Below are 9,290 nucleotides of genomic sequence, written 5' to 3' on the forward strand. Positions count from 1 at the left end.
GTTGGGAGCTAGCGGGATGACGATCGGTTCCGGACCGAAGCAGGCGACTACGCCGTGGACCGCGTTCACCAAGATGTCGGACATCCCCGAGTGGATCTCGAAGGCGTACATCGAGACCTATCGCGGCCCGCACGATAAGGAACCCGGCACCCTCGAAACCGGCATCATCGACCTGACGATCCCCGCCGCCATCGTCAGCCCGGCGTTGCTGAGCGCGCACTACCGGCTCGGCCAGCACCGCGCGCACGGCGAAAACTGCGTCGCCGTCTACCCACCCGAGGATCCGGCGGGCTTCGGGCCCGCGCTACAAGTCGTCACCGACCACGGCGGCATGCTGATGGATTCCATCACGGTGCTGCTGCACCGGCTCGGCGTCTCCTACACAGCTTTGATGACACCGGTGTTCGACGTGCAGCGCAACCCATCGGGGGACCTGCTCAGCATCGAGCCGAAAGCACCCGGCACGCCGCAATACGTCGGCGAGGCCTGGATCCACATCCAGTTTGTGCCGTCCGTCGACACCAAGGCGCTCGCCGAGGTCGAAACTGTGCTGCCCAAAGTCCTCAGCGACGTCCAGCAGGTTGCCGCCGACGCAGCAGCGATCATCGCCGCACTGAGCAACCTGGCCGCAGACGTCGAAACCAATCTCGGCGGCCACTTCTCGGCGCCCGACCGCGAGGATGTCGCGGCGCTGCTGCGCTGGCTGGGCAACGGGAATTTCCTGCTGCTGGGCTACCAGCGTTGCCAGGTACACGACGGTCTGGTCTCCGGCGACGGGTCAAGCGATCTCGGCGTGATGCGCAGCCGCACCGGTTCGCGCCCGCGGCTGACCGACGACGACAAGTTGCTGGTGCTGGCTCAGGCCACCGTCGGCAGCTATCTGCGCTATGGGGCATATCCCTATGCCATCGGGGTTCGCGAATACGTCGACGGCGGCGTGATCGAGCACCGCTTCGTCGGGCTGTTCACCGTCTCCGCTATGAACGCTGACGTTCTAGAGATCCCGTCGATCTCGCGCCGGGTCCGCGAAGCGCTGGCGATGGCCGACAACGACCCCGCCCACCCGGCCCAGCTGATCCTCGACGTGATCCAGACCGTCCCGCGCTCGGAGCTGTTCACCCTCAGCGGCGAACGGCTTTTCACGATGGCCAAAGCCGTGGTGGATCTTGGATCGCAACGGCGAGCGTTATTGTTCGTGCGCGCCGACCGGTTGCGCTACTTCGTGTCCTGCCTGGTGTATGTGCCCCGCGACCGCTATACCACGGCGGTGCGGCTGCAGATCGAGGACATCCTGGTTCGCGAATTCGGCGGGACGCGATTGGAATTCACCGCGCGGGTCAGTGAATCACCTTGGGCACTCATGCATTTCATGGTGAGACTGCCCGAAGATGCCGGGCCGGTCGACGTTTCCGAGAACAACCGGATCCGAATCCAGGCGCTGGTCAGCGAGGCCGCTCGTACCTGGTCCGACCGGCTCATCGCCGCCGCGCCCACCGGCACGGTCACCCACGCCGACGCCGAGCACTACGCCGGCGCGTTCTCCGAGGCTTACAAGTCGGCCATCACTCCCGACGATGCCATCGACCAGATCGCCATCATCAAAGAGCTGACCGATGATTCGGTCAAGTTGGTGTTCTCCGACCACGGGGATGGCCTGGCTCACCTGAACTGGTTCCTGGGCGGACGCAGCGCCTCGCTGAGCCAGCTGCTGCCGATGCTGCAGAGCATGGGTGTCGTGGTGCTCGAGGAGCGCCCGTTCACGGTCACCCGGCCGGACGAATTGCCGGTATGGATCTACCAATTCCGGATCTCACCGCATCCGACCATCCGCCTGGCCGAGACGCAAGCCGAGCGCGACGCGATGGCGGAACGATTCGCCGAGGCGGTCACCGCGATTTGGCATGGCCGCGTCGAAATCGATCGCTTCAACGAGCTGGTGATGCGCGCGGGGCTGACCTGGCAGCAGGTCGTGCTGTTGCGTGCCTACGCAAAATACCTGCGGCAGGCCAACTTCCCCTACAGCCAGTCCTATATCGAATCGGTGCTCAATGAGCACCCCTCGACCTCGCGATCACTCGTCACGCTATTTGAGGCACTCTTCGATCCCGCGACGTCGGGGTCGCCCGGCAATGATGCGCAAACGGCCGCCGCCGCGGTCGCCGCGGACATCGACGCCCTGGTAAGCCTGGACACCGACCGCATCTTGCGTGCCTTCGCGTCACTGGTGCAAGCCACGTTGCGCACCAATTACTTTGTGACACGCGAGGGTTCGGCCCGGGCGCGCAATGTGCTGGCGATCAAGCTGGACGCCCAGCTGGTCGACGAGCTTCCGCTGCCGCGCCCAAAGTACGAGATCTTCGTGTATTCACCTCGCATCGAGGGCGTGCACTTGCGGTTCGGCCCGGTGGCTCGCGGCGGGCTGCGCTGGTCGGACCGGCGGGACGATTTCCGCACCGAGATCCTGGGTCTGGTCAAGGCGCAGGCGGTGAAGAACGCCGTCATCGTGCCGGTCGGGGCCAAGGGTGGGTTCGTCCTCAAGCGGCCGCCACTGCCCACCGGCGATGCCGCGGCCGACCGCGACGCGACCCGCACCGAAGGCGTCGCCTGCTATCAGCTGTTCATCTCCGGGTTGCTCGACGTCACCGACAACGTCGACCACTCCACCGGAAACGTCAGCCCGCCACCCCAGGTGATACGTCGCGACGGCGACGACGCCTACCTGGTGGTGGCCGCGGACAAGGGCACCGCCACCTTCTCCGACATCGCCAACGACGTCGCCAAGTCCTACGGCTTCTGGCTGGGCGATGCCTTCGCGTCCGGCGGGTCGGTCGGCTACGACCACAAGGCCATGGGCATCACCGCAAAGGGAGCCTGGGAAGCCGTCAAACGGCACTTCCGCGAAATGGGCGTCGACACCCAGACCGAGGACTTCACGGTCGTCGGCGTCGGCGACATGAGCGGCGACGTGTTCGGCAACGGCATGCTGCTGAGCAAGCACATCCGCTTGATCGCCGCCTTTGATCACCGGCATATCTTCCTGGACCCCAACCCCGACGCCTCGACGTCGTGGCCGGAACGCCAGCGGATGTTCGACCTGCCGCGCTCCTGCTGGGAGGACTACGACAAGTCGCTGATCAGCGAGGGTGGCGGCGTGTACAGCCGCGAGCAGAAGTCCATCCCGGTCAGCCCGCAGGTTCGCCAGGCCCTCGGCATCGACGACGAGGTCAGCGAGATGGCCCCGCCCAACCTGATGAAGGCGATCCTGCTCGCGCCGGTGGACCTGCTGTTCAACGGCGGCATCGGCACCTACATCAAAGCCGAGTCTGAATCCGACGCCGACGTGGGCGACCGCGCCAACGATGCGCTGCGGGTCGACGGAAATCAGTTGCGCGCCAAGGTTATTGGCGAGGGCGGTAACCTTGGCGTGACGGCCCTGGGCCGCGTCGAATTCGACCTGTCGGGCGGACGGATCAATACCGACGCGATGGACAACTCCGCCGGCGTGGACTGCTCGGACCACGAGGTCAACATCAAGATCCTGATCGATTCGCTGGTCACCGCCGGCAAGGTCAACGCCGACGAGCGCAGCCAGCTGCTGGAATCGATGACCGACGAGGTCGCCCAACTGGTGCTCACCGACAACGAGGACCAAAACGATCTGATCGGCACCAGCCGCGCCAACGCCGCCAGCCTGCTGCCGGTGCACTCGATGCAGATCAAGTACCTGGAAGAACACGGTATCGATCGCGAACTGGAAGCGCTGCCGTCGGAGAAGGAGATCCTGCGGCGCACCGAAGCCGGCATCGGTCTCACCTCGCCCGAACTCTGCACGCTGATGGCCCACGTCAAGCTGCTCCTCAAAGAGGAGATGCTGACCACGGAACTGCCCGAGCAGGACGTCTTCAGGTCCCGGTTGCCCCGTTACTTCCCGACGCCGTTGCAGGAACGGTTTACTCCGGAGATCCGCACCCACCAGCTGCGCCGCGAGATCGTCACGACGATGTTGATCAACGACTTGGTGGACACCGCCGGCATCAGCTACGCCTACCGGATCGCCCAGGACGTTGGCGTCGGGCCGATCGACGCGGTACGCACCTGGGTCGCCACCGACGCCATCTTCGGCATTGACCACATCTGGCGGGGCATCCGTGCGGCGGACATCCCCGTCGCACTGTCGGACCGAATGACCCTGGATACCCGACGGCTGATCGACCGTGCCGGACGGTGGCTGCTCAACTACCGTCCGCAACCCTTGGCCGTGGGCGCCGAGATCAACCGGTTCGCCGCCGAGGTCAAAGCGCTGACGCCGCGGATGTCGGAGTGGCTGCGCGGTGACGACAAGGCCATCGTCGAACAGGAAGCCGCGGCGTTCGCCGCCGAGGGCGCGCCCGATGACCTGGCTTATCAGGTGGCCGCCGGCCTGTACCGCTTCAGCCTGCTCGACGTTATCGACATCGCCGACATCACCGAGACGGACACCGCAGACGTCGCCGACACGTATTTCGCGCTGATGGACCGGCTGGGCACCGACGGCCTGCTCACCGCGATATCCGCGCTGCCGCGATACGACCGTTGGCATTCGTTGGCGCGCCTGGCAATTCGTGACGACATCTACGCCTCGCTGCGGTCGCTATGTCTGGACGTGCTGGCCGCGGGGGAGCCGGACGAAAGTGGGCAGGAGAAGATCGCCGAGTGGGAACACATCAGCGCCTCTCGGGTGGAACGGGCGCAGCGCACGCTCACCGAAATTTATGAAAGCGGCGCAAAGGATCTCGCGACGCTGTCGGTGGCCGTGCGTCAGATTCGCCGCATGACCCAAACCAGCGGACGGGGGCCCTCGGGGTGAGTATCGGGTACGTCGCACCAGTGCCGGTGCGCTGGTCGGACATCGACATGTACCAGCACGTCAACCACGCCACCATGGTCACGCTTCTAGAAGAGGCGCGGGTACCTTTTCTCAAACCGGTGTTCGAGACCGACATTTTGGAGATCGGGCTGCTGATCGCCGATGTGCGCGTGACCTACAAGGATCAGCTGCGGTTAGTGGATTCGCCTCTGCAGGTGACTATTTGGACCAAGCGACTGCGGGCGGTCGACTTCACGCTGGGCTACGAAGTGCGTTCGGTCAACGCCGATCCGGAGTCCAAACCTGCCGTCATCGCCGAGTCGCAGTTGGCCGCGGTTCATATCGAGGAGCAGCGGCTGGTGCGACTCTCGCCAGATCATCGGGGGTATTTGCAACGGTGGCTGCGTTAGCAGATCGCGGATTATGGCTGGGCCCCGAATCGATGGAGGCCCACCGCACGGATCTGGCTGCGTTCGTCGATCATGCGACACGCCTCGACGACGCCGCGGTCATTCGTCTGCGCACCCGAACCTCCGAGTTGCTAACGGCTTGGAGCGCAACCGGTTTCGACGTGCTGGCCAGCCGCGTAGTGGTGGGCACTGTGCGCCCCGTTGACATGACGGTCGCTGCGGATGGGTTGGCGCGCGGGCTGTCTGCGATGGACGACACGGGTTACGTCGATCCGGGCTTCGCCATGGACTCGTCGTGGCGCAGCGCGTTGCCCCCCGATTCCGGCTTCACCCACCTCGACGACGTGCCGGCCCAGGTGATGCTGGACCTCGCTTCGCGCGGGGCGCAGCTCGCCAAGGAGCACAGCAGCTCGCATGGTCCGCCGGCATCGCTGCTGGATCAGGAGGTGATCCGGGTCAGTTCGGCCGACACCAGCGTGGGGCTGCCGATGCGTTGCGTGTTCGCCTTGACCGCAATGGGTTTCCTGCCGCAGTCAAGGGATGCAATCGACGCGAGCGAAATTATCCGGGTTCGAACACTTCCCGCGTGGTTGCGGCTGGATGCCAGGTTCGGTTCGGTCTATCGCCGTCGCGGCGAGGCGGCAATGGTGCTGCGCTAAGCGCTGCGTCAGGCCCCGTACTGCAACCACAACGGCAACACCGAATTCAGGTAGTCCATGAACTTCTTGAGTCCCACCCGGTATTGGCCGAATCCGTATGGATCTTCGGCATATTCCGGAAACGCGACGCCCAGCCCGAACAGCCCGGGCGCAAGAATTCCGTTCCTTCGGTTGTAGTCCAGCTGGCCCCACTGCGGCGTCTCGGGCAGCTTTCTGCGCTCGAAGCCGACGGTGTAGACCACGCGATCGCACAGCGCGAGTTTGTCGTCGAATTCCGGGCTTGATACCCAGCACCGGTCCAGTCGATCCGGATACTTGCCGTCGATGTTCTCCCGAGCCCACGTCGCCGCCCGCCCTTTGAGGCCCGTATCGTCGAACAGAATCCAATCATCCAGATACACAGCGTATTTCAGCGGGCTTTGATAGAAATTGATCACCCGCTTGACGGGATGGCTCAGCAGATTGGGCAATACGATCATCGATGAGTGTGACGAGCCGAACACGGCCACTGTCGCACCGTCGAGCGACTGCTCGGCGAGCCGGTCCGGGTCCAGCGCGACCTCTACGGGGATCTCGTCCAGGCCGGGGTAAGCAAGCTTCTTGGGCACCGCGCCAACGGCGAGAATCACATTGTCGGAGACGACTTCTTGTTGCCCGGCGTGAATTCGCCATTGCCTGTTTTCCATATGCAGCGACGTTGCCGTCGTTTGAAAGACGTCTACCCGCTCACGCAGGTGCTGGGTAATCCACACCAGCGGATCCGCGACCAGGTCAAGGGCGCACGTGTCGTTCGGGTCGGCTTTGTGCAGCGGCAATGCCGGTGCCTGCGCGAACCGGAACGCCGAGGAGCCATTCAGGAAGCTCAGGAAGGTTTCAGCGATGGTGTTGCTCGACACCGCCCGCCACTTCTGGCCGAGATCGCCTGCCGCAAAAGCCGGATCAATCCAGGCGATTTTGCCTGCCTCGATGCCCTGATCTAAAAGCCTTCCCACCGCGGCAATTCCGGCGGGGCCAGCTCCGACGACTGCCCACGCATACGATGTCATGTAACACATATAGGCCAGTGCGGCCCGCGACGCGAATCGGTCGTCGGTGGGAGGCTAGACCAACCAGGCCACCGTGTCGGTCGGCAGCTGCCCGTCGACCAGCGGCGCACTGGCGAAAATGAGTTCGCCGGCGGGTAGTGCCATCGGGCGCTTTCCGGTGTTCAGCGCGCACACCAGACCGCCGGTGCTGCGCCGGAATACCAGGGTTTCGGGTGTTGCTGCCAGCCACTGAAGCTCGACGCCGTCGAATTCTGCACGGTCCCTACGTAATTCGAGCGCTGTGCGGAAAAATGACAACGTCGAGTTGGGATCGGCGTCCTGCTTTTCCACCGTTAGCGGTGCCCAATCCGCGGGCATCGGCAACCAGGTGTCGGGAGAGCTGGAGAACCCGAACGGGGGAGCGTCGCCCGACCACGGCAGCGGAACCCGGCATTTGTCGCGGCCCCGTTCGGTGTGGCCCGAGCGTTCCCACGTCGGGTCCTGCAACACCTCCTCGGGCAGGTCCAACACGTCGGGCAGGCCCAGCTCCTCGCCGTTGTAGATGAATACCGTGCCCGGCAGGGCCAGCATCACCATGGCCATGGCCATGGCACGCGCACGGCGTAACCCGATTTTGCCGCCGCCGTAGCGGGTGACATCGCGGTCCACGTCGTGGTTGGACAGCGTCCAGGTCGGGACGGCGTCGTAGATCGCGATGGCCTTCAGCGAATTCTCGATCGCGTCGTGGATTTCGCCCGCGTCGAAGGCGATCTTGGTCAGCCGGAAATTGAAGCCGAGATGCAGTTCGTCGGGCCGTAGATACTCGGCCCACAACAGGTTGTCCATCACCCACACCTCGCCGATGGTGACCGCGTCGGGATAGTCGTCGACGATCTTTCGGATCCCGCGGTGAATCTCGTGCACGCTCGGGTTGTTGAAGCGCGGGTCGTCGTCGCTGTGCGACAACACCTTGACGCCTTCCTTCGCGTCGGGCAGGCCGGGCGGCTTGGCCATGCCATGTGCCACGTCGATGCGGAAGCCGTCCACCCTGCGGTCCAGCCAGAAGCGCAGCGACGTCGCGAAGTCGTCGAAAACCTCGGGGTTCTCCCAGTTGAGGTCCGGTTGTTCGGTGTCGAAAAGGTGCAGGTAGTACTGGCCGGGATTGCCGTCAGGCTCCACCACCCGGGTCCACGCCGAGCCGCCGAACACCGAAGTCCAATTGTTCGGCGGCAGTACCCCGTCGGGCCCCTTGCCGTCGCGAAACCAGTAGCGCTCCCGCGCATCGGTGCCCGGGCCGGCGGCCAGCGCCGCCTGGAACCACGGGTGCTGCGAGCTGGTGTGGTTGGGGACCACGTCCATCGTGATCTTGATGTCCAGCTCGTGCGCGGCCGCAATCAGCCGTTCGATCGCGGGCATCCCGCCGAACAGCGGATCGATGTCGCGGGGATCGGCCACGTCGTAGCCGTGGTCGGCCATCGGCGAGACAGTGACCGGGCTGAGCCAAATCGCGTCGATTCCCAGCGCTACCAGGTGATCCAGATGAGCTACCAGCCCGTCGATGTCGCCGACGCCGTCGCCGTTGCTGTCGGCGAACGATCGGGGATACACCTGGTAAAAAGCCGCGTTCGACCACCATGCTCCGGGGCTCATGCTGCTCCGTTCAGTTCGCTGGGCGTTTAAGGCTAGAGATCAGAAAGGGGAATTGACGAGTGAGTTTGCCGCCATTTCCAAATAGTTGAGCAGCTCGCGACGGTGTTCGTCGTCGAGAGTCTGCGAGTCGACCGACGCGACCGCGGTGTGCATGCACCGCAGCCACGCGTCGCGCTCGATGGGGGTGATCCGGAACGGCACGTGACGCATCCGCAGCCGGGGATGACCACGCTGGTCGGAGTAGGTTCGTGGGCCGCCCCAGTACTGCTCGAGAAACATGCGCAACCGCTCTTCGGCACCCTCTAGGTCGTCCAAGGGATACAGCTCACGCAGGATCTCGTCTTCGGGGACCTGCGCATAGAAGCGCCCCACGATCGTCTTGAAGGTCTCGGCACCGCCGACAGCGTCGTAGAAGGACTGTTGCACCTGATCCATCACGTCCCATTGTGGTGCATTGGTCGTCTGGCGAAGTAAAACGGGCCGGACTCCCCTTGCTGTTCACCGGCTCGACACGGCGTGCACCTGCAATTAGGCGTGCGATTGGCGCCGAATCATGGTGGACTATCGGCGGAGGATCTATGGCGCAGGGCAAGAGACGCCGCAGTCACCGAAGTTCTGGGGCCGCGGCAGGGTTAACCGGGCCCCCATCCGTGTCATCCCTGCATAGCGTTTCCCACCGCCCCGCCCCCGGCACCGATAC

Annotated in this window: 6 protein-coding genes; 3 read left to right on the top strand and 3 right to left on the bottom strand. The window is 64.5% G+C overall.

Features of this window, described 5'->3' with window-relative positions:
* Positions 1 to 16 precede the first annotated feature (16 nt).
* The 3 genes from DB708_RS09210 to DB708_RS09220 are packed head-to-tail and all read left to right on the top strand — an operon-like array spanning position 17 to position 5,915.
* The gene (locus DB708_RS09210) at positions 17 to 4,846 is read left to right on the top strand and encodes an NAD-glutamate dehydrogenase (RefSeq protein WP_108921655.1); all 4,830 of its coding nucleotides are present in this window, start codon (positions 17 to 19) and stop codon (positions 4,844 to 4,846) included.
* Positions 4,843 to 5,256 carry an acyl-CoA thioesterase gene (locus DB708_RS09215; RefSeq protein ID WP_108921656.1) on the top strand — a complete coding sequence of 138 codons (414 nt, stop codon included), beginning with the start codon at positions 4,843 to 4,845 and terminating at the stop codon, positions 5,254 to 5,256. The genes DB708_RS09210 and DB708_RS09215 overlap by 4 nt, the downstream gene beginning before the upstream one ends.
* A gap of 32 nt (positions 5,257 to 5,288) precedes the next feature.
* Positions 5,289 to 5,915, top strand: a complete 627-nt coding sequence (locus DB708_RS09220; protein WP_409347579.1) for a hypothetical protein — start codon at positions 5,289 to 5,291, stop codon at positions 5,913 to 5,915.
* Between the two features lie 8 nt (positions 5,916 to 5,923).
* On the opposite strand, the gene DB708_RS09225 is transcribed toward DB708_RS09220, so the two are convergent.
* From DB708_RS09225 to DB708_RS09235, 3 genes are read right to left on the bottom strand one after another with little or no spacing between them, the layout of a single operon-like run.
* Positions 5,924 to 6,961: an FAD-dependent oxidoreductase gene (locus DB708_RS09225; RefSeq protein ID WP_108921658.1), complete on the bottom strand. Its 1,038-nt coding sequence runs from the start codon at positions 6,959 to 6,961 to the stop codon at positions 5,924 to 5,926.
* A 54-nt stretch (positions 6,962 to 7,015) separates the two neighbouring features.
* The gene (locus DB708_RS09230) at positions 7,016 to 8,590 is read right to left on the bottom strand and encodes a glycoside hydrolase family 13 protein (RefSeq protein WP_108921659.1); all 1,575 of its coding nucleotides are present in this window, start codon (positions 8,588 to 8,590) and stop codon (positions 7,016 to 7,018) included.
* A 39-nt stretch (positions 8,591 to 8,629) separates the two neighbouring features.
* A complete protein-coding gene (locus DB708_RS09235) occupies positions 8,630 to 9,016 on the bottom strand; it encodes a globin (RefSeq protein ID WP_108921662.1) in 387 nt (128 codons plus the stop codon).
* Positions 9,017 to 9,290: the final 274 nt, after the last annotated feature.

It is taken from the genome of Mycobacterium montefiorense, assembly GCF_003112775.1.
Lineage (GTDB): Bacteria > Actinomycetota > Actinomycetes > Mycobacteriales > Mycobacteriaceae > Mycobacterium > Mycobacterium montefiorense.

Coding starts and splice junctions, on each gene's coding strand:
- DB708_RS09210 (WP_108921655.1), top strand. CDS start 17: ATGACGATCGGTTCCGGACCGAAGCAGGCGACTACGCCGTGGACCGCG.
- DB708_RS09220 (WP_409347579.1), top strand. CDS start 5,289: ATGGAGGCCCACCGCACGGATCTGGCTGCGTTCGTCGATCATGCGACA.
- DB708_RS09225 (WP_108921658.1), bottom strand. CDS start 6,961: ATGACATCGTATGCGTGGGCAGTCGTCGGAGCTGGCCCCGCCGGAATT.
- DB708_RS09230 (WP_108921659.1), bottom strand. CDS start 8,590: ATGAGCCCCGGAGCATGGTGGTCGAACGCGGCTTTTTACCAGGTGTAT.